This window comes from Flavobacterium nitratireducens (genome assembly GCF_029625335.1).
GTDB lineage: Bacteria > Bacteroidota > Bacteroidia > Flavobacteriales > Flavobacteriaceae > Flavobacterium > Flavobacterium nitratireducens.
The window spans coordinates 252706-277198 of record NZ_CP121111.1; the positions used below are offsets into that span (position 1 = coordinate 252706).

21 protein-coding genes and 2 pseudogenes are annotated in these 24493 nt (G+C 33.3%); 4 read left to right on the forward strand and 19 right to left on the reverse strand.

The features are described from left to right. Window positions 1–41 precede the first annotated feature (41 nt). The 4 genes and pseudogenes from P5P90_RS01235 (at window position 42) to P5P90_RS01250 (ending at window position 6300) form a co-directional block, all read left to right on the forward strand. On the forward strand, window positions 42–2219 hold the full coding sequence (locus tag P5P90_RS01235) for a T9SS type B sorting domain-containing protein (RefSeq protein WP_278035439.1): 2178 nt from the start codon (window positions 42–44) through the stop codon (window positions 2217–2219). A gap of 33 nt (window positions 2220–2252) precedes the next feature. Further along, complete coding sequence (locus tag P5P90_RS01240; protein WP_278035440.1) at window positions 2253–3161, forward strand: PorP/SprF family type IX secretion system membrane protein; 909 nt, start codon at window positions 2253–2255, stop codon at window positions 3159–3161. Between the two features lie 10 nt (window positions 3162–3171). Further along, entirely contained in the window at window positions 3172–5055 is a 1884-nt protein-coding gene (locus tag P5P90_RS01245; RefSeq protein ID WP_278035441.1) for an OmpA family protein, read from the forward strand. A gap of 363 nt (window positions 5056–5418) precedes the next feature. Continuing rightward, a pseudogene (locus P5P90_RS01250) lies at window positions 5419–6300 on the forward strand (IS982 family transposase). A 98-nt stretch (window positions 6301–6398) separates the two neighbouring features. Here P5P90_RS01250 and P5P90_RS01255 read toward each other — a convergent pair. The 19 genes and pseudogenes from P5P90_RS01255 to P5P90_RS01350 form a co-directional block, all read right to left on the reverse strand. Beyond that, window positions 6399–6782, reverse strand: a complete 384-nt coding sequence (locus P5P90_RS01255; protein ID WP_278035442.1) for a DUF2147 domain-containing protein — start codon at window positions 6780–6782, stop codon at window positions 6399–6401. A 25-nt stretch (window positions 6783–6807) separates the two neighbouring features. Next, a complete protein-coding gene (locus tag P5P90_RS01260; RefSeq protein ID WP_278035443.1) occupies window positions 6808–8052 on the reverse strand; it encodes a hypothetical protein in 1245 nt (414 codons plus the stop codon). 108 nt (window positions 8053–8160) lie between these two features. Beyond that, the gene (locus P5P90_RS01265; RefSeq protein WP_278035444.1) at window positions 8161–8637 is read right to left on the reverse strand and encodes a DUF3659 domain-containing protein; all 477 of its coding nucleotides are present in this window, start codon (window positions 8635–8637) and stop codon (window positions 8161–8163) included. Window positions 8638–8789: 152 nt separating this feature from the next. Beyond that, a complete protein-coding gene (locus P5P90_RS01270) occupies window positions 8790–10007 on the reverse strand; it encodes an efflux RND transporter periplasmic adaptor subunit (RefSeq protein ID WP_278035445.1) in 1218 nt (405 codons plus the stop codon). Between the two features lie 2 nt (window positions 10008–10009). Further along, window positions 10010–11257, reverse strand: coding sequence for a heavy metal-binding domain-containing protein (locus P5P90_RS01275; protein WP_278035446.1), 1248 nt, complete (start codon window positions 11255–11257; stop codon window positions 10010–10012). Between the two features lie 2 nt (window positions 11258–11259). Then, window positions 11260–12516 carry a TolC family protein gene (locus P5P90_RS01280; protein ID WP_278035447.1) on the reverse strand — a complete coding sequence of 419 codons (1257 nt, stop codon included), beginning with the start codon at window positions 12514–12516 and terminating at the stop codon, window positions 11260–11262. Continuing rightward, window positions 12503–14440 (reverse strand): efflux RND transporter permease subunit, encoded by a 1938-nt coding sequence (locus P5P90_RS01285; RefSeq protein WP_278035448.1) that lies wholly within the window; start codon window positions 14438–14440, stop codon window positions 12503–12505. The genes P5P90_RS01280 and P5P90_RS01285 overlap by 14 nt, the downstream gene beginning before the upstream one ends. Window positions 14441–14451: 11 nt before the next feature. Further along, on the reverse strand, window positions 14452–15732 hold the full coding sequence (locus tag P5P90_RS01290) for an efflux RND transporter permease subunit (protein ID WP_278035449.1): 1281 nt from the start codon (window positions 15730–15732) through the stop codon (window positions 14452–14454). 5 nt (window positions 15733–15737) lie between these two features. Continuing rightward, window positions 15738–16208 (reverse strand): heme-binding domain-containing protein, encoded by a 471-nt coding sequence (locus P5P90_RS01295; protein WP_278035450.1) that lies wholly within the window; start codon window positions 16206–16208, stop codon window positions 15738–15740. Between the two features lies 1 nt (window position 16209). Further along, window positions 16210–16904 (reverse strand): annotated as a pseudogene (locus P5P90_RS01305) (DUF3347 domain-containing protein). Between the two features lie 13 nt (window positions 16905–16917). Further along, window positions 16918–17577, reverse strand: coding sequence for a class I SAM-dependent methyltransferase (locus P5P90_RS01310; RefSeq protein ID WP_026712074.1), 660 nt, complete (start codon window positions 17575–17577; stop codon window positions 16918–16920). A 7-nt stretch (window positions 17578–17584) separates the two neighbouring features. After that, window positions 17585–18394, reverse strand: coding sequence for a hypothetical protein (locus P5P90_RS01315; protein ID WP_278035453.1), 810 nt, complete (start codon window positions 18392–18394; stop codon window positions 17585–17587). Further along, window positions 18394–18882, reverse strand: a complete 489-nt coding sequence (locus P5P90_RS01320; protein WP_278035454.1) for a heavy-metal-associated domain-containing protein — start codon at window positions 18880–18882, stop codon at window positions 18394–18396. Before P5P90_RS01320 ends, P5P90_RS01315 begins: the two co-directional genes overlap by 1 nt. Before the next feature lie 2 nt (window positions 18883–18884). Next, the gene (locus tag P5P90_RS01325) at window positions 18885–19355 is read right to left on the reverse strand and encodes a TlpA family protein disulfide reductase (protein ID WP_278035455.1); all 471 of its coding nucleotides are present in this window, start codon (window positions 19353–19355) and stop codon (window positions 18885–18887) included. A gap of 5 nt (window positions 19356–19360) precedes the next feature. Beyond that, complete coding sequence (locus P5P90_RS01330; protein ID WP_278035456.1) at window positions 19361–20233, reverse strand: DUF3347 domain-containing protein; 873 nt, start codon at window positions 20231–20233, stop codon at window positions 19361–19363. 183 nt (window positions 20234–20416) lie between these two features. Beyond that, window positions 20417–20794: a hypothetical protein gene (locus P5P90_RS01335; protein WP_278035457.1), complete on the reverse strand. Its 378-nt coding sequence runs from the start codon at window positions 20792–20794 to the stop codon at window positions 20417–20419. A gap of 59 nt (window positions 20795–20853) precedes the next feature. Further along, entirely contained in the window at window positions 20854–22824 is a 1971-nt protein-coding gene (locus P5P90_RS01340; RefSeq protein ID WP_278035458.1) for a heavy metal translocating P-type ATPase, read from the reverse strand. 26 nt (window positions 22825–22850) lie between these two features. Further along, window positions 22851–23207 (reverse strand): heavy-metal-associated domain-containing protein, encoded by a 357-nt coding sequence (locus P5P90_RS01345; protein WP_278035459.1) that lies wholly within the window; start codon window positions 23205–23207, stop codon window positions 22851–22853. A 27-nt stretch (window positions 23208–23234) separates the two neighbouring features. Further along, window positions 23235–24485 (reverse strand): efflux RND transporter periplasmic adaptor subunit, encoded by a 1251-nt coding sequence (locus tag P5P90_RS01350; protein WP_278035460.1) that lies wholly within the window; start codon window positions 24483–24485, stop codon window positions 23235–23237. Between the last annotated feature and the right edge of the window lie 8 nt (window positions 24486–24493).

A 24493-nucleotide genomic window follows, 5' to 3' on the forward strand; every position in this document is an offset into this window, starting at 1 on the left:
CTCAGACTAATTCAGTAACTCTTACTGTAGACTGGAATAATTTGGATTGTGATGGGGATGGTACTCCAAATGGAAGTGATCCTGACCCTCAAGACCCTTGTAAGTTTGATTCGGCTAATCAAACTAATATAAGCCAAAATTGGCTTGACGCAGATTGTGATGGAGATGGAGTAACCAATGGAAAAGAGAAAACTGACGGAACAAATCCTTTAGATCCTTGTTCGTTCAAATTAGCAAGTCAAACAGAGGCTCCAACAACAGCTTGGGAAAATGCTGATTGTGATGGTGATGGAGTAACTAACAAACAAGAGAAATTAGACGGAACAGATCCAAATAATCCAGATACAGATGGCGACGGAGTAACAGACGGAGATGAGAAGACAGACGGAACGAATCCATTAGATCCATGTTCATTAGTATTGGCACATCAATCAGTAGCACCAACATTAGCTTGGGAAACTGCTGATTGTGATAACGACGGAGTAAATAACAAACAAGAGAAGTTAGACGGAACAGATCCAAACAATCCTGATACAGACGGAGACGGAGTAACAGACGGAGATGAGAAGACAGACGGAACGAATCCATTAGATCCATGTTCATTAGTATTGGCACATCAATCAGTAGCGCCAACATTAGCTTGGGAAACTGCTGATTGTGATAACGACGGAGTAAATAACAAACAAGAGAAGTTAGACGGAACAGATCCAAACAATCCTGATACAGACGGAGACGGAGTAACAGACGGAGATGAGAAGACAGACGGAACGAATCCATTAGATCCATGTTCATTAGTATTGGCACATCAATCAGTAGCGCCAACATTAGCTTGGGAAACTGCTGATTGTGATAACGACGGAGTAAATAACAAACAAGAGAAGTTAGACGGAACAGATCCAAACAATCCTGATACAGACGGAGACGGAGTAACAGACGGAGATGAGAAGACAGACGGAACGAATCCATTAGATCCATGTTCATTAGTATTGGCACATCAATCAGTAGCACCAACATTAGCTTGGGAAACTGCTGATTGTGATAACGACGGAGTAAATAACAAACAAGAGAAGTTAGACGGAACAGATCCAAACAATCCTGATACAGACGGAGACGGAGTAACAGACGGAGATGAGAAGACAGACGGAACGAATCCATTAGATCCATGTTCATTAGTATTGGCACATCAATCAGTAGCGCCAACATTAGCTTGGGAAACTGCTGATTGTGATAACGACGGAGTAAATAACAAACAAGAGAAGTTAGACGGAACAGATCCAAACAATCCTGATACAGACGGAGACGGAGTAACAGACGGAGATGAGAAGACAGACGGAACGAATCCATTAGATCCATGTTCATTAGTATTGGCACATCAATCAGTAGCACCAACATTAGCTTGGGAAACTGCTGATTGTGATAACGACGGAGTAAATAACAAACAAGAGAAGTTAGACGGAACAGATCCAAACAATCCTGATACAGACGGAGACGGAGTAACAGACGGAGATGAGAAGACAGACGGAACGAATCCATTAGATCCATGTTCATTAGTATTGGCACATCAATCAGTAGCGCCAACATTAGCTTGGGAAACTGCTGATTGTGATAACGACGGAGTAAATAACAAACAAGAGAAATTAGACGGTACAGATCCTAATAATCCAGATACAGACGGTGATGGTGTTACTGATGGTGATGAGAAAAAAGATGGCACAGATTCGTTAAATCCTTGTAATTCTATTCCAAGTCATATTAGCCAACCGCTTTCTGAGGAATTTTTAGATAGTGATTGTGATGGTGATGGATTGACTAACAGAGAAGAAATAGGAATGAATGTTAAAAATCCTAATGACTCTAATGGTAGTAAAGTTTATGATTATTTAGAAGTGAATAATTACAAAACTAATGCAGAGGATGATTTAGAAATTTTCAACGCAGTTACACCTAATGATAATGGTTCAAATGATGTTTTTGTTATTCGAAATATTGAAACCTATCCGGATAATACTGTAACTATTTTTAACAGATGGGGTATTGTAGTTTATGATGTTGATGCCTATGGTCAAAACGGAAAGTATTTTAGAGGAGTATCTGAAGGTAGAACTACGATTAGTAAAAATGAAGAATTACCTAATGGTGTGTATTTCTATGTAGTTAAATACAAAAATACTCAAGGAATTATGAAACAACGTTCGGGGTATTTATATATCACTAAATAATATAATACACAGTAGAAAATAATATTCAGCAAAATGAAAAGAATTTTAATTATAATCTTATTAGTTAGCTTAAGTTCGTATGGACAACAGGAGCCACAATATACGCAGTACATGTATAATCCTACTTTGGTTAACCCTGCTTATGCGGGGTCCAAAGGATATACAAGCGTATTTGGTTTGTATCGTACACAATGGGTAGGTTTGGATGGTGCTCCAAAAACGGCAAATATTTCATTTAATAAACCTATTGAAGCAAGTAAAATAGGATACGGAGTATCGGTTTTAAATGATCATATTGGTGTGAGAGATGAAACACAAATTTCTGTAGATTTATCCTACACTATATTTCTGCAAAATGATTCCAGATTGGCATTTGGTATCAAGTCGAGTGCCAATTTATTAAATATTGATTTTAACAAATTGAATCAATATAATCCTGGAGAACAGGTGTTGCAGAATAATATTTCAAATAAGTTTCTGCCTAATGTTGGTGTTGGTTTGTATTACTATAATAGTAACAGTTATTTTGGAGCTTCAATTCCAATGTTACTTGATACACAAAAGTATGATGATGTGAATAAAGCTCAAATCAACCAAAGATATCATATGTATTTGATGGGAGGGAAAGTTTTTGATTTAAGTTATAATCTTAAATTCAAGCCTGCTTTTATATCAAAAGTAGTAGCTGGTGCACCGCTACAATTGGATTTGTCTACAAATTTCATGTTTAATGAAAAATTTGTTGTGGGGGCTGCTTATCGTTGGAGTGCTTCAGTAAGTGCTTTGGCAGGTTTTCAAGTAACGGATAAACTATTTATAGGATATGGTTATGATACCGAAACCACCAGGTTGTCCAATTATAATTCAGGTTCACACGAACTTTTTCTTCAATTCGATTTATTTAGAAAAAATTCACGTATAGAAACTCCAAGATTCTTTTAAAAATAAAGACATGAAAAAAACATTTTTATTTATATTCACTTTTCCTTTATTCGTTTTTTCGCAGCATAAAGAGATAAAAAAAGCGGATACTGCTTTTGCGTTAGAACATTATGTTGAATCTATTAGGCTTTTTGAAAAGCTGGTTGATAAGGGAGTAGATTCACCGAATGTTTATGAGAAGTTGGGTGATGCCAATTACTTTAATGCCAATTATGTGCAAGCTTATAAATGGTATTTGAAATTAAGCGGTTTAAATTATCAAATGGATGGCGAACATCAGTACCGATATGCTCAAACATTAAAATCGGTTGGATTAAATGAAGATTCTAAAAAAGAAATGGAATCTTTTGGAAAAAAATATCCAAATGAAATTAGAACGAATCAGTATAAAAAAGGATTGAATGATAATACGAAAATGCTTTTTAGTAATGTTGCTTCATTAGCATTCAATTCAAAATATTCTGATTATGGAACTGCGATAAAAGGAGATACTTTGATTTTTGCAAGTTCACGTAATTTCGTTTTAGATAATACTAGCTATGCACGAACTAACCAAGCTTTCACTAGTTTGTATCATACTGTAAAGTTAGCTTCAGGAGAATTTTCTACGCCAAAAATCTTTTCAAAAAGTAGTTTTTCAGTTTACCACGAAGCTACAGCTGTTTTTACTAAGGATGGTAAAACGATGTATTATAGTCAAAATCAATTGTCAAAAAAATCTAAGTCAAAATTGGTTAACGGATTGTTTAAAATTTACAAATCAGTTTCTGTTAATGGGAAATGGAAAAATGAGGGAGCGATTACATTTAGTAAAAATGACTCTGTAAGAATTGCTGATCCGGCTTTGAGTCCTGATGGTAAGTATTTGTATTTTGCTGCTGATTTTAAAGAAAGTTTTGGTAAATCAGATTTGTTCAAAGTTGCCATTCATTCAGATGGAACATTTGGTGAAGTAGAACACTTAAGCAATAAAATCAATACAGAAGGCAGAGAGTGTTTCCCTTTTATAACTGAAGATAATACCTTAATCTTTGCTTCTGATGGTTACCCAGGTTTTGGAGGTTTGGATTTGTACGCAATTGATTTATCAGATCCAAATGCAGTAGTGACTAATCTAGGAGTAAGTATAAATAGTCCTTTTGATGATTTTGCTTTGACAATTAATACAGCAATGAATCAGGGATATTTTAGTAGTAATCGTCCCGGAGCTAAAGGGGATGATGATATTTATTCCTTTGATTTAACTTATTTGCCGATATCAATGTCAGGAATTGTAGTTGATGAAATAACCAATGAAATCATTCAAAATGCTATTGTAATTGTTTTAGATGAAAAAGGAAATACAATAGCAACGCTTCGTTCAGATACAGAAGGTAAATTTTCTTTGAATAATTTGAAACGCGATTCAAAATATACTTTGAAAATTCAACAGTTAGATAATTCAGTTGTTGAAAAAAAGATTGTTACGTATAAGAGTGATGTAAATGAAATTCTCGCAATAAAGAAAGTTGTTCCACAGCCTGAAATTGATTTAAATAAACTTTTGGTTTCCAATATTATTTATTTTAATACTGATAAATCATTTATTAGAAAAGATGCCACTGTCGAATTGGATAAAGTGGCAGCAGTAATGAAACAATATCCACAAATTAAAGTTGAGATTGCTTCATATACAGATAGCAGAGAATCAAAGAAATACAATCTAATACTGTCACAAAATAGAGCAAACAGAACATTGGAATATCTAGTTTCAAAAGGAATTGACAGAATGAGATTAACAGCAAAAGGTTTTGGAGAAACACAATTGGTGAATAATTGTAAGAATGGTGTTAAATGTGGTAATGCTGAACATCAACTAAATAGAAGGAGTGTTTTTATTGTGCATATAAATTAAACAATTTCTAAAAATAGCTTTCTAACCAACCAATAGCTTTTTTGAATCCCCATTTATTGGGGATTTTTTTATTATTTAAAATTGAACTTTTAATTTTTAAAACAGTATAATTTGGTATAAATTGCAAATTCCAGTGATATTGACCACCCTAATCCAATTTAAAGTGACCACCTGATTCCAATTCAAAAAGACCACCTAATTCCAGAGCAAAATGACCACTTCCGTTTTTATTAAAAACTACTCTTTTTCATCTGTTAATTAGTATTCAAATATACTTAAAATAACCCGTAGTGGATTATAAAAAGAAGTTGCTCAATCCACTAAATAAAGGTAAATTGTAATGATTATCAGTCTATTACAATTATGAGCAACTTGGAGGCAAATTACGAATTAATTCTTACTGAATTACGAAAATAAACAAAAACTGAAAATTTCTATTTTAAACCTGTAAAACCAAAATTATCTGATTTAGAGCTAATTAGTTTGATTATTTTGGCTGAGTTTAAGTCTATAGATTCTGAACAACAGCTTTTTAGAGAAATTCAGGGTATTGATATTAGTTCAAAAATCGAACGCAGTGTTTACAATAAAAGAAAACGACAGTTGTTTCCTTACATCGAAGAAATCAGAATGAAGATGGTTGAAAAATTTAATGAGTTTGAAAGCTATTTTGTAGTTGACAGTATGCCTTTAGAAGTTTGTAAATTAGCTCGCTCTTCAAGAAGTAAAATATGTAAAGAAGAAGATTATGCTCTCCCAATTAAAGGGTTTTGTGCTTCTCAAAATTTACATTATTATGGATACAAATTACATGCAGTATGTTCAATTGAGGGCGTTTTTCAAAGTTTTGATTTAACACCTGCTTCGGTTCACGACATTCATTATCTAAAGGATATAAAATTATAAATGTCAGATTGTGTGCTACTTGGAGACAGAGGATATCTCTCTCAAACTATTCAGCTTGATTTATTTAATGAAGTCAATATTCAATTAGAAACCCCTAAAAGAATAAATCAAAAAGACTACAAACCGCAGTTTTATCAATTTAAAAAATTTAGAAAACGAATAGAAACTTTATTCTCTCAATTGTGTGATCAGTTTATGATTAGGCGTAATTATGCTAAATCTTTTAAAGGATTTAAAACAAGGATTCTTTCTAAAATAACGACATTAACCACTATACAATATTTAAACAAATTCGTCTTTGGAAGAAACATCAATAATCTGAAAATTAATTTAACTTAATAATGCACTACGGGTTAATGCCCATATTTTCAAATACAGATTTTACTACCATCTTGCAGCGGCTGCATACCATATTCTTGATATAGAGTTTGATATGTTTACTCATTTATTCGTTTCATTTTTCTTTCTTTTCCAAGAAATTTTATTCCATGATACCCTAAAATTATGGCTTCGTTCTTGTTACTCATTTTAATTTGACAGTCAACACTATGCTTCATATCGGGTAACTGTAGTTTTCCATTTTCCCATATTTTTTTGTCAGGATTGAACTTTAAATCCCAAATATTATTTTTTTTCTTCTCTACTATTTTACCTTTAATAGAATAGATAATAGCTTGATATTGATTATTTTCTTTAAAAATTTTGATCAGATAAATTTTATCATTTGTTTGCCAATTCCCAATCAAATCATTCCCCTCGTTTTGTGTAAATCCAAAAAGATTAGTTAGAAGAAACACTATTAATATTATTCTCTTATTCATTTTGCTATTTAATTATTGGTTTTTATTAAACTGATTTTGAGATTTTATCCATTATAGAATGGTTTGTACCAAATTTGCAAATAGCATCACAATTGGCTCTTAATTCTGAAAACAGAATGTACTTGATATTCATTTTTGAGTTTTTTATAACTGGTCGGTTGAGTTGTTGAATGACATCTTTTTCCCGACTGTCCGGAATAATGATATAAAAGACTTCTTCGCCATTAGAGATACTAAAATACAAATCAGATAATCGTAATATTCCCGAATAGATACTGGTACTTTTTTCGACTTCAAATGCTCCAATAATTTTGTTTGTCCCTTTTTGAAACCATAACACATCAATTAATTTGATTGTATTTTGAGTGTCTTTGTCTGTTGGTAATTCTGGGAACTTATTAAGCGAAATAAATGAAAAACTTTGTCCGTCAAACGATTTGCTTTTGTCGTTACTCGCTGGTGTAACATCAAAGCCTAATGAAATCCCAATTTTTAATAAATGGTATTGCATTTCGTTATGAAGGTTTTCTGCTAATTTTTCTTCTTGGATTTCTTTTTGGCGTTTTAAGATGTTTTTTTCAAATTTATTGCGTTCTTCTTCGCTTAAATATTCATCGTTACCAATAATCATTTTTTGTGTCCCAATTTCAAAACATAATCCTGCAATCGCTCCTAAATCATTTGATAATACCGACTTATGTTTACTGTTAGTTTCTATTAAGGTTTCCCTAATTTTTAAATATTCTGTCCAACTGCCCAACTTCTTCTTGTCTTTGAATAGAAAATTGAATCCATTAAGAATTGCTGTATTGAATGGTGGAAACCAAGTTGGGTGCAAGAAATATAAAATACTGGCCACGGCTGGACCAAGACCTTTTATTTTGAGTTCGTCTAGTTTTACAATTTCTTTTACTATTTGTTCTTCTGTTTTTGCATTAATGCAGTTTTCGAGAAATTGACCAAAAGCAATTTTATTGTTTTGGTTTTCGTAAATATCTGGAATTCTTAATTTTGGTTTCCAATAAAAAGGATGTGCTACGCCAACAAATATTTGTTTTTGTTCTGCTATACAACTCAATACAAATTCTAAACTACTGTCTTTAAAATCGTTTGGGAAAGTTTTGTTTTTGATGTCGTGTATCACTTGTAAAACTCCACGACGAATAGTCCGAAATGCTTTTAATCGTTGGTCATTATCTACAAACCAAGTAGTATAAACACTTTCGGTGTCGGTTTTGTATTGTTGGATTATTTGAGTAAGGTTGTTCATTTTTAATACAGCTATATCTTATTACTTATTCGTTTTTGCAATTAACTGAAAGTCATTTTATAGTATAAAATAAATGGTTCGTTTTAGTACGAACCATTTATTAAAAAATTAATTTTTAGATTTTTCCTCATTCATCTTTTTTTCCAACAGTAGGCAGTGAGCGGCACACGCGTGTAGTTTGTAATTTTGATGTACACTACCTAAATTATGACCTTTTGGATCCAGTATTTCGCATTTTTCTGCTTCTGTTTTTCCGATATTCACCACGTTTTCGCCTTTTATGTTGTAGTACGAACCATTCTTTTTGGCCCTACCCAACTTTTTCCCATTAGAATCAATAACATTACCGTTTCCATCGATAAAATAGATAGTTTTGCCTTCATTGTCTTTCACGATGTTGTCTTTGGTAATAAATCCTAATTTGTTCCAACCGTGATCGTGAATTTCACCCTTTTTATTGATATAAATTTTTTCAGTAGGGGTGGAGTTTGATTTTGTTTGTGCATTGGCACTTAACGAGAGTACCATTAAAAACATTGTTAGTAATGAAACTGTTGTAGTCGAAATTAATTTTTGAATTTTCATAATAAATTGTATTTAATTATTCGTCAGTTCCACTGTTGCCCTGTCTTCAGTATCGCTGTTGCCCGGTTTTTTTTAAATTTTAAAGCATTTACAAAAACTAGCTAAAATTCATTGTCAAAATTATGCGACATTACGTTTACTAGCTTTAAATATTACATCTTCATTCCCTCCATTGGGTCACTTCCTTTTCTGAATTTATATTCACTGTTTATTGCATAAGCACCAGTAATCACGACTTTTTTTGTACTGTCTATTTCAGATTTGATTTCTATCATTCCATTGGTTTCTATTCCAGTTTCGACCATTACGTTTTCAAATACTCCCGGTCTTTTTTCAACCCAAATATAGGAAGCGTTTTCTTCCCTGATAACTGCATCAACAGGGATATATAATCCTTTCAGATTAGATTGTGTTAATTTAGCCATAGCTTGCATTCCGGGTTTTAATTGCAAATTTGGATTTGGTATTTCCAATCGAATTAAAAGCAGACGAGTATCTGGATTTATTTCAGGATTGATAAAAGAAACTTGCGCATTTATGGTTTTATCAGGAAAATCGGAAAATGTAATTTGGGCTTTTTGTCCTATTTTTAGTTTCTTGGCATAGTTTACGTTTACCTGTGTTTCTAACCAAAGACTGTTTAAATCCGCCAATTTAATGATGGGGGAACCTTCCATTGCATAACTGCCTTCTGTGGTACTTATTTCTGATATTGTTCCACTGGCAGTGCTATAAAAAATGGTATAAGGAGAAACTTCCTTACTGGTTTTTATACTTTCAATCTGGGCATTGGTTAAACCAAAGAACAACAGTTTTTGTTTTGCTACATTGAGCATATTTCGGGCATTTTTTCCAAAATCCCCTGGCATTGCGAGTTGTTTGTATGCCGTGAAATAATCCTGTTTGGCAATGGCAATATCTTCACTATACAATTGATATACGGCTTGGTTTTTAGCCACATAATCGCCAACGGTTTTGAAATATAACTTTTCAATTCGTCCCATTGCTCTTGCAGAAATGGTTTTTATTTTTTCTTGATTAATGGCCAAGACTCCCGTGTAATTTTGCTCTAAACTGCTTTGAGTTTCTGAAATAGTTTGGGTAGTGATATTTCCCAGTTGTATTTGCTGTTTACTCAAACTTATTTCGTTTGCCTCTGTATCATCTTGTTTTATTGGTGTTAACTCCATATGGCAAATGGGGCATTTTCCGGGTTTGTCTTCCTTAACTTGAGGATCCATAGAGCAAGTGTAAAATGTTGTTGCTGCACTCTTATTGTGTTTGCTATGGTCTTCTTTTTCTTTAGTATTACAAGCCACCATTACCATAAATAGTATTGATAGTACACTTATTTTTTTTATTGTCTTCATCATTATTCGGTTTTAATAAAGCTTTCGCTGTCAATTAAATATTGTGCGTTTTTGGCAATGGTGTCTTTTACTGAAATACCCTCCATAATTTGGATAAAATCATCTATTTCAATTCCGGTTTTTATGGAAGATGCCTTAAAGCCATTGTCCATTTTCAAGAAAACTATTTTCTTGTTTCCAATGCTTACCATTGACTGTTTTTGTATCCAAATACCTTTTATTGCATTTGTTTTAACAACACCTTGCAATCGCAAACCAACTGGTAATTTCAATTTATTGTTATTTAAATAAACTCGAATTCTGTTGGTTTTATCAGCTGCATTTAATTCTGTTTCGACAAAATTTATTTTGGCATCTATGAATTCGTTTTTGTCAAGTTCGGAAGTAATTCTGATGGATTGATTGGCTTTTATTAGACTATTATATCCTTGGAAAACATTGAATATTCCCCATACTTTATCCGTATTTAATAGTTTAAAAATGACTTCTCCTTTATTTATATAATTTCCTTCCTTAACATCCAAAACTTCAGTGTTGCTACTTGCACTTTGCATCACAGGTTTAGTTGTATTATCCATTGTTTCGGTTCCGTCAATAATTCCGGAAGCAGGACTATAAATTGTTATTTGCGGGTTTACTTTTTTGGAATTAGACAGCGCATTTATTTGATTTTGAGTCATTCCATAAAGCAACAATTTTTGTCTGGATGCATCAATAATCGAAGGATTTTCAACATCATTAATGACCATATAAATGAAGTTTTTTTGCTCCGTCAGTAATTCTGGGCTGTATAAATCAAATAGTTTTTGTCCTTTATTTACTTTTTGATATTTATAATTGACATACATTCGCTCTATTCTTCCGCTCATTCGAGCTGCAATATTTACCGATGAATTGGGGTCATACCCCACAATACCTGGTAAATTTATTTCACTGCTTAAGGTGGTGTCTATTGCCGTTGTCGTTTGATAATTACCTACAATAAAATTGTCGGTAGGTTTTATAACATTGTCAAGGGAATTATCTTCAACGGCATTGTTTTCTGTTATTTTTTTTACCAAAGTCATTCCACAAATGGGACAATTTCCGGGTTTATCTCTAATGATTTCCGGGTGCATCGAACAAGTATAAACCTCGTTTTGATGTTCCATTTCTGAATGATTGTCTGATTTTATAGCAAATAAATAGATTGCAATTCCAATAATGGAAATTACGATAAAAGCTAAACCATATTTTATATACTTGTTCATAATTATTTGGTTTCTAATTGTTTTTCAATTTCTACTTGTGTGGCTAAAATGTTTTGTAATTTATCTAGCGCATCAATTTGAGCCATATTCAAAGCTTCCCAAGCATCGAGAGTGATGAACAAATCGCCGGTGTTATTTTGCCACGCTAAAATTGCCGTATCATAGTTTCGCTTTAAAGCTGGAATAATACTTTTTTGGGCGATATCGTACTGCTTTTTAATATTGATCAGTTCAGTATTCATTCCTGAAAGCATTCCGGTGGCTTCATTCAAAATCATTTGTTTTTGCCAGTTCAAGCTTTCATTTTTAATTTTAAAACTATTGATATTGGCTTTATTCATTTTGGTTGACCAAGGCATAGGAATAGTAACCATTCCCAACAAGGAGAACTGTTGTGGTTGGTTTCCAAAGGCAAACATTTGATCGAATCTTATACCGAATTCAGGCAGCAATTTTGTTTTTTCGGCTGCAATTTTGAGTTGGTTTATTTCCATCGTTTTTTCGATGGCTTTCACATCGCTTCGGTTTTTCGAAAGAGAAGTGGTATCTAATATTACCGAATTGAAATCTTTTATTTCGTATATTTCATCAATTTCAAATGCGGTGTTTTTATCTCTAGCCATCAAGGTATTTAGCATAATCCGTTTTTGGGAAATGTTATTTTGCAACATTAGAATCATACTTTCTAATGCGCTGTATTGTGATTTTGCTTTGTAATAGGTTGGCAATTTGTCCATATTATACTGATAGCGTATCTCCATACTTTTAATCATATACTCTAAAAGTGACAAATTATCATTGGCTATTTTTATTTTTTTATTTAAAACCAACCATTGATAATAATTTGTTTTTGCCAATGCTTTCAATTGATTAATCGTATAGTTTTTATTTTCCTTTTCGACCGATGACATCGCACTCATTAGATTAAAATCTGCTTTTAACTTGGAAGCATTCGGTATCATTTGCGTAACTCCCAACATATAATTTCCCATACCAGGGTTCATTTCATCTGCTTTCCACATTTTGGTATTGTAGGGTGTCATAAAAAAACCGGTTTCCACCTGAGGAGGCATCCAGCTTTTAGCTCCTTTTGCCGCTGCATCCATACTTTGAATATCGGCATCATACATTTTTAGTTGAGGATTATTTGTCTTGATTGTACTCAAGATATTATCCAAAGAAAGTGTTTGGGCTGCCAGATTAGTGGCGCTTAAAATCAAACAACTTATGATGGCTATATAAAATTTATTCTTTAACATCTATAAGATCTATTTTTCCTTTTGTTCTTAATTCTCGAAGTTTAACCATCTCAAAAACAACCGGTGTTACTAATAATACATAAATCGTGGAGGTAATGGTGCCTCCAATTAGTGGGACAGTAATGGGAAGCATTATATCGGATCCTGTTCCTGTTGCCCAAAGAATAGGGATTAACCCAAATATGGAAACCGAAACAGTCATCAATTTTGGTCTTAACCTTTTGGCAGAACCATCAATAATATATTGTTTCAATATTTCTTCAGTTATGGTTTCCTTACTATTTCCGTACTTTTCTACCATTTTATTCATTGCTTCATTCAAATAAATAGTCATTAACATCGCTGTTTCGATTGCCATTCCAAACAATGCAATAAATCCGACGGCAACAGCAACGGATAAATTAATTCCATAAAAATAAACCATAAATATTCCTCCAATTAGAGCAAACGGTACTGTAATCATCGTGACTAATGCTTCTTTCATTGAATGGTAGGTAAAATATAAAACAAGAAATATAATGACCACAACAATAGGCAGTATTAAACTTAATGTTTTGTTGGCTCGAATTTGATTTTCCCATTGTCCGCTCCATTCTACATAATATCCTTTTGGCATTTTAGTCATCATTGCATTGAGTTTCTTCTGTGCTTCTTTTACAGTACTCCCTAAATCACGTTCCCGAACGTTGAACAACACCGTGCCACGAAGCATTGCATTTTCGCTGTTTATCATTGGAGGGCCATCACTTATTTTTACATTAGCTACAGTTTCTAATGGTATTGGACCAAAATCCATTGTTTGCACTTGTAGTTTTTTTAAGGCTTCAATGCTATTTCTGTATTCTTGTGCATATCGTGCATTGACTGAAAAACGCTGTCTTCCTTCGATAGTCGTGGTGAGTTTCATACCTCCAATTGAAGCTTCAACTACGTTATTTATATCATCTATGGTTAGTCCGTATCTGCCAATAACGTCTCTTTTTGCTTCAATATCAATATATTTACCGCCTGTTATTGGTTCAGCATACAAATCTTTAACACCAGAAGTTCCTTCCAATGTTTTTTTAATTTTTTGAGCCAAAACATTTATAGTATCTAAACTTGCTCCGTAGATTTTAATTCCCACATCGGTTCTGATTCCTGTCGAAAGCATATTAATCCGGTTTATAATGGGTTGCGTAAAACCATTGGTCACACCAGGGATTTGCAATTTGTTGTTTATTTCCGTGATAATGTCATTTTTGGTTTTGTCTTCTCGCCATTCTGTTTGAGGTTTTAACAAAATAATTGTTTCCACCATACTTATTGGACTGTTATCCGTTGCCGTATTTGCCCTGCCTGCTTTTCCCAACACGTGAGCCACTTCGGGAATTGATTTTATCAATTTGTCCTGAACCTGCAAAATTCTTTTTACTTCAGAATTGGACACATCAGGCAAGGTTACCGGCATAAACAGTACAGAGCCTTCATCTAAAGGAGGCATAAATTCTGAGCCTAAACGAGTAAACATTAAAACACCAAACAGTAAGGCAATGATGTTGATGCCCAATACCGTTTTCCTCCATTTTAAACAAAAAATCAAAATGGGTGTATAAATGCTTTCCAATTTTTTGTTAATTGGGTTTTTGTCTTCTGGGCGAAGTTTTCCTTTTAGTAAAAAACTAATTAGCACTGGTACAAGTGTAATGGCTAAAAAGGCATCAACTATCAGAATAAAAGATTTCGTCCAAGCCAATGGTCCGAATAATTTGCCTTCCATTCCTGTGAGAAGAAATACAGGCAAAAAGGATGTAATTACAATTATTGTTGAGTAGAAAACACCTGGACCAACTAATTTTGAAGAGCTTTCTATAAGCTTCAACTTATCTTCAGGAGATAGTGGATCGTTTTCTTTTTTGAATATATTTTTAATTTTATTTTTCATCTTATTTCCAATTACTGGTTATTATCCATTTCTTCCTGTTTCTCCGAAATTGTCCGATAAGCATTCTCCACCATTACAATACCATCATCAACGACAACGCCAATTGCCAGAGCAATACCCGTTAATGACATAATATTGGAAGAGATACCAAAAGCTTCCAACAGTATAAATCCGACAGCAACAGAAATGGGTAATTGTATCAGAATAATAAGCGCACTGCGCCAATGAAAAAGGAACAATAAAACAATGATAGAAACGGCAATCATTTCCTCGATTAAGGTGCCTTTGACTGATTCTATTGCTTTTTCAATTAATTCACTTCTGTCATAAGATGTTTTAAAAGTAACTCCTTCAGGTAATCCTTTTTCGACTTCTTTCATTTTTTCTTTCACAGCAGTAATTACCTTATCGGCATTTTCGCCATAACGCATTACTACAATTCCGCCAACAACTTCACCATTACCATTTTCATCAAAAATACCTAGTCTCAAATCGCCACCCATTTGTATTGAACCAATATCTTTAACTTTTACAGGAACAGAATTATAGTTTTTAATGGCAATGTCTTCTACATCTTTTATGTTTTTGATATAACCTAATCCTCTTATGATATAGGACATATCACTCATTTCGAATTTCCGTCCCCCAACATCATTATTATTTGCTTTGACGGCATTCATCACTTCCATCATATTGACGTTGTAGTATTGCATTTTCAAGGGGTCTAGCACTAATTGATATTGTTTTTCAAACCCACCAAACGAAGCGACTTCGGCAACTCCAGGAACGGTTTGCAAGGCGAATTTCACGTACCAATCTTGCAAGGCTCTTTGCTCTCCCAAGTCCATACCTTTAGCATCTAAATGATACCAAAATACGTGACCAACACCTGTGCCGTCTGGACCTAATGTTGGAACCACATTCTGCGGTAATAAGCGTTGTGCATAATTTAATCTTTCCAACACCCGAGTTCTTGCCCAATAGACATCTACATCGTCCTCAAAAACAATATACACGAAACTCATCCCAAACATAGATGCACCCCGAATATTTTTGACTTTTGGAATGCCCTGTAAATTAGAAACCAAGGGATATGTGACCTGTGCTTCTATAACCTGTGGACTTCTTCCCATCCACTCCGTAAAAACAATCACTTGGTTTTCGGATAAATCAGGAATGGCGTCTATGGGATTTTGTTGTACGCTGTAAACTCCCCAAGCAAATAAGCAAGCTGAAACCAGCAAGACAACGGCTCGATTTCGTAGTGAGAATGTTATTAATTTTTCTACCATTATTTTTAATTTTGTGATGAAATACTATCTTCTATTTTATTTATCCGATCCAATACTTCTTTTTTTTGGGAGGCTGTAAGGATTGCATTTTTATGGATTAAAGTATAAGAACTCAAAGGCATTTCGTTTGATTCGATTTGTTTTGCAATTCTATCTAATTTATTATTTTGTTTACGGTCACTATAATTACCCCATTCGTTAAAATTCAAATTTTCTTTCCCTTCTTTAATATGACTTTCCATAAAAAACCGAACGGGTTGAATGTAAGAGTACCAAGGATAATAGGTGTTGTTACTGTGGCAATCATAACAAGAAGTTCTCAAAATGATTTCAACATTTTTAGGAACATTATACACTTTTGTAAAATTACCAGTTATATCCTGCTCAAAACTAATGTTCCGAGCAGGTTGATATAACTGCATCAACAAAAAAATAATTAACCCAATAAAAAGTATTTTTTTGATGATTTTTTTCATACTAGTATTCTTTTTTTATAGAACCGCAAGTAGCCATTTCTTTTCCAAAATATGGATTTTTGATTTCTTTTGTTTCACTTATCCAAACAGCACCTTTGTTGTCATCTGCCATTGGGCAAAAATCCAGATATAGTTTTTGACTGGTTCCAAATAATTGAATTAAGTCATTCATATCCTTACTTAACATTACAAAATGTTCTCTTTGATGTTCTATCTTTCCTCCATTATCTCCAATATGCTCTGCGTGTTCTTTGGCATCATCTGCAATATCCAAATATTCTTTTTTTGTTTTTCGCTTAAAACTTTGATGTCAAATCTGTCAAATGAGGTGAATAGTATTTTTGCTTTTTCGGCAGCACCATTTGTATCATCTTTAACCAATTTGTTTTTTAAATTTATGTAACTAATTAAAATATCCTCGATGTTAACATTGGATTGTGTTGTTGCAGCAGAGGATGCTTCTGTTGCTTTTTTTTCGTGAGGTGCTTGCGTTTGAGTTACCAGTTCGGTTAATTCCATACCACATTTGGAACATGTTTCATCTTTTTTTCCTTGAACCTCGGGATGCATTGGGCATGCATATAGTTCACTTGAATTTGCGGAAGTTTCTGTAGTGTTGTTTTCTGTTTCTTTGTTTTTTTGATTGCAAGAAACTAAAGTGATTGCTAAAATAGCTGTTAAAATAAGTGCTTTCATACTGTGTTATTTTTTAGTTATTAATTATTTTTTCTGCTTTATAATAAGAATAAGTCCCGATTGATGTGTTGATATAATCTACTTCCCGAGCATTTTTAAATCCTGCATCAGTAATGTATTTTATCATCAATCCATTTACATTATCAGTGGTAGTTTTGAAACCGTCTAATAATTGAACTAAGTAAAAGGATAACCTCATCCATTTTGTTTTTGCTTTACCCCAATCTCCAATGATTAATTCTCCATTTGGTTTTAATATTCTATTAATCTCTAATAAACATTTCAATTTTGTAATCATGTCTAACTGATGAAAAACAAGAGAACTATAAACCTTGTCAATTGAATTATCTTCAAATGGTAACTTATTTCCATCATATAAAAAAAGAGGTGCTTCAATTCCTGTTTTTTTCAATTTATATTCTGCTATTGACTTAATCTTAGGGTCGATGTCAACTCCTTGTATGTTACAGTTAGGAAATCGTTGTTTGAGTATGATAATGTTTTGGGCTGTTCCGAAACCAAATTCTAAAATTTTTTCTTTCTCCTTTGGGTCAACAAAATCAATTAATCTGTTTCTGAACTTTTTTTCAGGCATTGTTACTTTTATAGCTAAATCATAGTAATCGCTTAAAAAATCATAACCTAATGCCGGGATAAATTTTGTTTCACTCATCTTGATTTTATTTTGTTAAATCGAAAAAAGTATAGTACAGATTAAAATAAAAGCCATTTGGTGCTGAACGTACCATTGAACTCATTAATTCTTGACGGTATGCAAAATCCAGTCGTGCCTGACTGTTGAAAATAAATTGTATTGCCGGCACAACGTCTAAGTACGATTTGCCGTTTTCATTGATGGTTTGTCCGACAAATTCTACCATAAAGTTAATATTTGTTTGCTTGAAACTGGTATATTTTTTTGGATACATCAGTTTACCAAATGATAAGGTGTAATTGGTAGCATTGTCGCCCATATTATCTGGAAACGGATAATCAGGTTTGTTGTCAAAGGCTTTCTCAAAACTTACTGACGAACTTATTGCCAGTTTTTTAATCAGCTTAGTGGCTACAAATCCTCCTTCGAAACCTGTGTTGTGTCCTAAGATTTCTATTTGCTCCTGGTGAATGTCGGCATTATTGAAACTATATCTTCCAAATACTGCCATTCGGAAATGACTGTTCAGATCATCTGATGAATAGAAACGATACTTAGTATAAAAACTACCTCCTTCGGTAACTAGTTGATTGCTTCTATTACTTATAAAAGCAGAAGCTCGAAACATTATGTTTTTGTTTAGACCATAAGTCACTTCGGGCATAAAATGGTAATTGTAGCCTGATTTCATTTCCTCTTTAAAAAGAGACTGCATTACATTGACTGCTAACGAATTTGCAGGAACATTACTGGCCGGATCCGTTACTACAAATAACTCTTGGCTAAAAACATCTTGACAACTTACAGCAATAAAAAATAAAATTATCTTTCTCATTAATTTAGAATTTTAATGTGAAAATCATCTTCGTTGTTTGAAGCATAAGTTTCAACACTTTTGTATGATTTGGATAATTTTTTGAACTCTTTTTCAGTCACATAGCCTTTGTCAACCACTTGAAATTGTATTTCATTCATGTTATCTGGTTTGTCACTAACCAAAATGTAAGTACTTTGGGTTATGGTTTCCGGCTTTGCAGTTATAATTAAGGAACCTATGAAGAAACCTGCATTTTCTACTTTATCCTTAAAAGATTTTGGACTTAAATTATTGCCTTCATTTAATGTTACTGTAAATGTGTTTGTGTTTAAGTCGGTTTCTACATTAGCTACTTCGAGCATACTTTTTAATTGTTTATTTATTGCATTGGAGCACATCGAACAAGTTAAACCCGTTGCTCTGATTTCCGCTTTTATAATTTGTGCATTACTTTTAAGTGAAAACATTAAAATTATTGATGCTATAATTATATGTACTTTTTTCATTTTTATGATTTTATTAATTTCAATATTTCTTCCTCAGACGGATTTTTAGCTATCAATATTCCTTCGGGATTAAACAGGTATTTGGAAGGTAATTCTTCAACTTCAAATTGTATTGCTGTGTTTGCATCAAATCCTTTTGGGTCTATTAATTGTGTAAACTTGATTTTATCTTTTTCTATGGCTTTTAACCATTTAGTTGCATCAGTATCAATTGATATTCCGATAATTTCAATTTTATTTGTATTAGCTTCATTGTGAAGTTGTACTAACTTTTTATTTCCCAATCGGCATGGCGCGCACCAAGATGCCCAAAAATCAACAAGCACATATTTACCTTTAAAGGATTTGATATCAACCTCATTATTGGTATTACTTTTTAGTGTAATTGATGGAATAGCATCTCCGATTTCTATTTGAGCTTTAGCAGTTGAGAAAATGCCAATTAAAAAAAGCAGTATTACAATTTTTTTCATTTTGTTTACTTAATTGTTTCAACTGTTTTACCACAGCTCAACATCATTGAACCATAGTATGGGTTCTTTACTGCATTTTCTTTGCTCAACCAATTAGCGCCTTTACCATCGTTGTACATTGGACAGAATTGAAAGTAAACTGGTACTTCGTATTTTGCTGTTTTAATTAATGTGTATATGTCTTTTGACAATGAGGTAAAGTGATCACGTTGGTGTTTTACATCTTTTGTATCAGCTATGTGTTCTGCATCTTCTTTGATTAGACTAACCACTTTCATCCAAACCATGTGCGCTTCCATATCAAGCTTTTCCATTTTGATATTATTTACAGTTGCCAAAAGTTCTTGTGACGCTAAAGCTGCTTTAGTCCCGTCAGAAGTTATCAAAGCATCTTTCAATAAAAAATAATTATCAAATACCGCTTTTAATTGATTTTCATTTTGAATTACTGCAGTAGTTGTTTCAGAATGGTTCCCGTGATTGGAATGGTCTTCATTGCTAGCAGTAGTTTTGTTTTCTTTTTTTACAGGAACTTTTGCTACTCTGTCATATTGACAACAACCGTGAAGATTATTATATACTTCATCAGGAGCAAGAAATTTATCACTGTCATAGCCTGCTAATGCAATTCGTTTTAGTATTTCATCCTGATTTGTTACACTTGCATCATAAGTTAATGTTGCCATTTGGGTTTCCTGGTTCCAATCGACTTTGGCAACTTTTTTAATATTTCCTGCTTTTTCGATGGTAGTTTTGCACATTCCACAGTTACCGTAAACCTTGATAGTTTCTGTTTTGGCATTTTTTATTTGTGCATTACCTGTAGTTGATAACAATACAGAAATTGCTATCATTATTTTCATTAATGAATTTTTCATTTTGAATAAAATTGTAATCAAAGCAAACTACCTTGATTATTTGATAAAATAAATTTGGATAAATAACAGTTGCGAAAGCATGTTATTACAATACCAATAATGGTATAAAAAACAATACTTAACTGTTAGATTGAATAGCAAAATGCTATGAATTTGACACACTTATGGCTGTCAAAAATGGATTTAGCTTATTTTAGGAATGAGCCAAATAGAATAAAAACCATCTGAGATTGATGGTATTGTGTATGAAAATTTAACTTTCTCGATTGAAGAATAGCTAAACATATAATTTTTAAAATTAATTTCCGATGAAAAGCTTACTGAAGAGGTTGGACAGGTTGACGAACATCCACATTTAGAATGACCGCAATTGCCTTTACAACCTTTGTGATCTTTATCTTTCGAATTATCGTTGTCACAACAACTCTTTTTTTCTGATTTAGTAGAGGAAATTTCTTTTTTGCAAGAACTCTTGTCTGAACCTTTACCACAAGCCATAGCACTATTAGGCAAGATAAACATGCCTAAAATCATTATGAGTATGATGTGGTATTTTTTCATATCTCTATTAAAACAGTACAAAATTAATTAAAAATTATTGCTTTATGTTAAAATTGTTGTTAAAATCTCATTCTCTGAATTCTTACCGCATTTAAAATAGCTAAAAGTGCTACACCAACATCGGCAAAAACGGCTTCCCACATGGTGGCTAAACCGCCTGCACCGAGTATTAAAACAATTGCTTTTACTACAAATGCCAAAGTAATATTTTGCCAAACGATTTTTTTGGTTTGTTTGCCAATGTTTATTGCTATTGGGATTTTTGATGGCCTATCGTCTTGAATAACTACATCGGCAGTTTCGATAGTGGCATCGCTTCCTAGGCCGCCCATTGCAATACCAACGTTGCTTAATGCAACAACTGGTGCATCGTTTACACCATCGCCTACGAAACAAACGGTTTCATTTTTGGCAATGATTTCTTTTACTTTGTTTACTTTGTCTTCGGGAAGTAAATCGCCATAGGCATTTGTAATTCCGAGTTTTTGAGCTACAAATTGCACTACTGTATCTTTATCGCCACTTAACATTGTAGTTTTTATTCCTAATGCTTTTAGTTTGTCGATTGTGATTTGTGCATCTTCTTTTATGCTGTCTGCAATGGTTAAATAGCCCACAAATTTTTTATCATAAGCAATAGCAATTAATGTGTAAACAATACTTTTTGGATCAATATCATACGAAATGGAGAATTTATCCATTAGTTTGAAATTACCTACTAACAATTCTTTTCCGTTAACATTGGCTTTTAATCCGTGTCCTGAAATTTCTTCTACATCTTTTAAAATGATTGTACTATCAATTTTTCCGACATATTGATGAATGGCGGTTGCAACTGGATGTGTGCTTTGGCTTTCTAAAGCGTTGACCATTTGTAGAATATCGGCTGTGTTGAAATCAGCATTAAAAACAACTTCTTGCACCTTAAAAACGCCTTCGGTCATTGTGCCTGTTTTGTCCATCACAACGTTTTGAATGGTTGCCATCACATCGAGAAAATTACTTCCTTTGAATAGAATTCCGTTTTTACTAGCTGAACCAATTCCGCCAAAATAACCTAACGGAATGCTGATTACTAATGCACACGGACAAGAAATAACCAAAAATACTAATGCTCTGTATAGCCAATCTCTAAAAGCATAATTATCTACAAAAAGCATTGGTACAACACAAATTAAGATGGCTAAAAGCACTACAATTGGTGTGTAAATTTTGGCAAACTTTCGGATAAATAACTCGGTTGGTGCTTTTTTGGCGGTGGCATCTTGCACCATTTCGAGAATTTTTGATAGTTTACTATCAGTATAAGCAACGGTAACTTTTACTTGGCAAACAGAATTTAGGTTTATCATTCCTGCCAAAACAGTTTCGCCTTTGGCTTTGGTGTCGGGTTTGCTTTCTCCTGTGAGTGCTGATGTATTGAACGAAGCCGTATCTGAAAGTAATTCGCCATCTAAACCTAATTTTTCTCCTGCTTTAAGTTGGATAATATCACCAATTTTAGCCGTTGATGCTTTGATTGTTTTGGCAACATTGTTTTCGAGAATTGTTACTTCGTCTGGTCGTTGGTCGAGTAAGGTTTTTATGTTTGCTTTTGCTCTTTGTACTGCCAAGGTTTGGAAAATTTCGCCAATGGCATAAAACAACATAACCGCAACACCTTCTGGAAACTCGCCGATGGCAAAAGCTCCGATAGTTGCAATAGACATTAGTAGAAATTCTGAAAATATTTCGCCTTTGCGAATACTTTCAAATGCTTCTTTGACTACAGGAAAACCAACTGGAAGGTATGCCAAAATATACCAACCTAATCGTACGTAACCTGTAAACCACGATTGTGGAAAATAATTATCTAAACCAATAGCAATCATCAATAATAAAAAACTTATGATTGCTGGTATAAACATTTGAAACGTAGATTTTTCTGCGTTGGAATGGTCGTGGTCGTGTCCGTCATCGTCAGAATGATGTTCGGTTTTTATATTTATTTTTTTCTTCGAGAGTGCAACAAATTTGTTTTCCTGTTGCATCGTATTGATGTTGGTGCTTCATAGGATTAAATTTTACAGCATCCGTCTAAACTTGCTAATCCTTCTTGAGTTGCTTTTACTTCATCGGCATCATAACCCATTTTTGAAATGGCTTCTTTAATGGTTTGAAGATTTGTTTTTTTAGCATTATAATAAACCGTGAAAGTCATTGCCTTATCATCTAGCTCATACATTTTTACACCTTTTATTTTGAGCATTTCGGTTTTGAATTTCAAGCCACAAGTTTCACATTCTTTGCAATGGTCGCAATTTAAAGTTGTTTTTATAACTGCTTTTTGATTTGATTTTTGAGCTGAAGCTGTATTGGATATTAGAAGTACAAATACAGCTAGTAAAATTGATTTTAAGATTGATTTTTTCATTTGAATTGATTTTTAATGTTATAAATATTAATGTTCGTGTTCGCCACCGCCTTTTGAAGTTGCCAATAAATAGAAAGAACCTCTGATTACAATTTTTGCATCGGCAGGAATATTTTCAACAAATTTCACTTCAGTATATCCTAAATCGGTTGTTCCCGGTATCACTTCTATTGCTTTGAAGTGAATTTCGTTGTGTCCTTCTTCTTCACCTGCAGTTTCTTCAGAATGTGCTTCGCCTTCTTTATGTTCGTGCATTTCTGCTTTTTTAGCTGTAGCTTTTTCTTCGTGTTCTTCCTGAATGTAGACAAAGTATTTCTCGCCATTTTTTACTACTGCATCTTTAGGCAGAGAAGGAACTGTAGCGTTTTTAATATTGATATTAGCAGAAACATACATTCCTGGAATTAAATCTTTGGAATCAGCCGGATGGATTTTGGCGTGAACTGCTACGGTTTTGCTTTCGTTTGAAAATGATTTATTGATACCAAATATTTTTCCTTTAATGGATTTGTTTCCTTGATTTGTTAAGATAAAGTCTATCGTTTGTCCTATAGAAATAGAGCCCAAATCTTTTTCATAGACATTCAAATCTAAATGCATCTGACTATTATCTACCACTTCAAAAAGCGTTATTCCTGTTTCTGCAAATGCTCCCTTGGCAATGCTGATTTTTCCAACATAACCTGATATTGGTGAAACTATTGGTACCAAGCTTGATCCGCTTGTACTCATATTCAAAGCTTGCAATTTATTCTTTGATGCTTTTGCTCTTGCTCTTTCAACAGCTAATTTTGCTTTTACTTCCTGAAGTACTTTTCTAGGATTTACATCTTCGTCACTTAATGTTTTCTGACGGTTGTATTCTAATTGCAGGTATTCAATATTGGCAATAGCAGAATTATATTCCTCCTGCATTTGAACAACATCTAAGTTTTGAATGGTTGCCAATACTTTGCCTTTGTTTACATACGTCCCTTCAAGAACAAAAATATCTTTAATCGTCCCACCAATTAAGGTAGAAATATTTGCCATATTTTGTGGCGGAACAGTAGTGTAACCGTTTGCTTTTATCACTAAATTAAGGTTCCTGTTTTCTAAAGAACCTGTTTGAATCCCAACTGTTTTGTATTGCACAGCTGTTAATGCTACTTCATTTTCTGATTTTTCTTCTTCGTGACCAGCTTCTTCAGTTTTCTTTTCTCCACAAGAGGTAAGAAGTATCAAGAATAAAGTATTAAGTAGTAAAAAGAACTTGAATTTTGATTTTATATTTTTCATTATTGAAA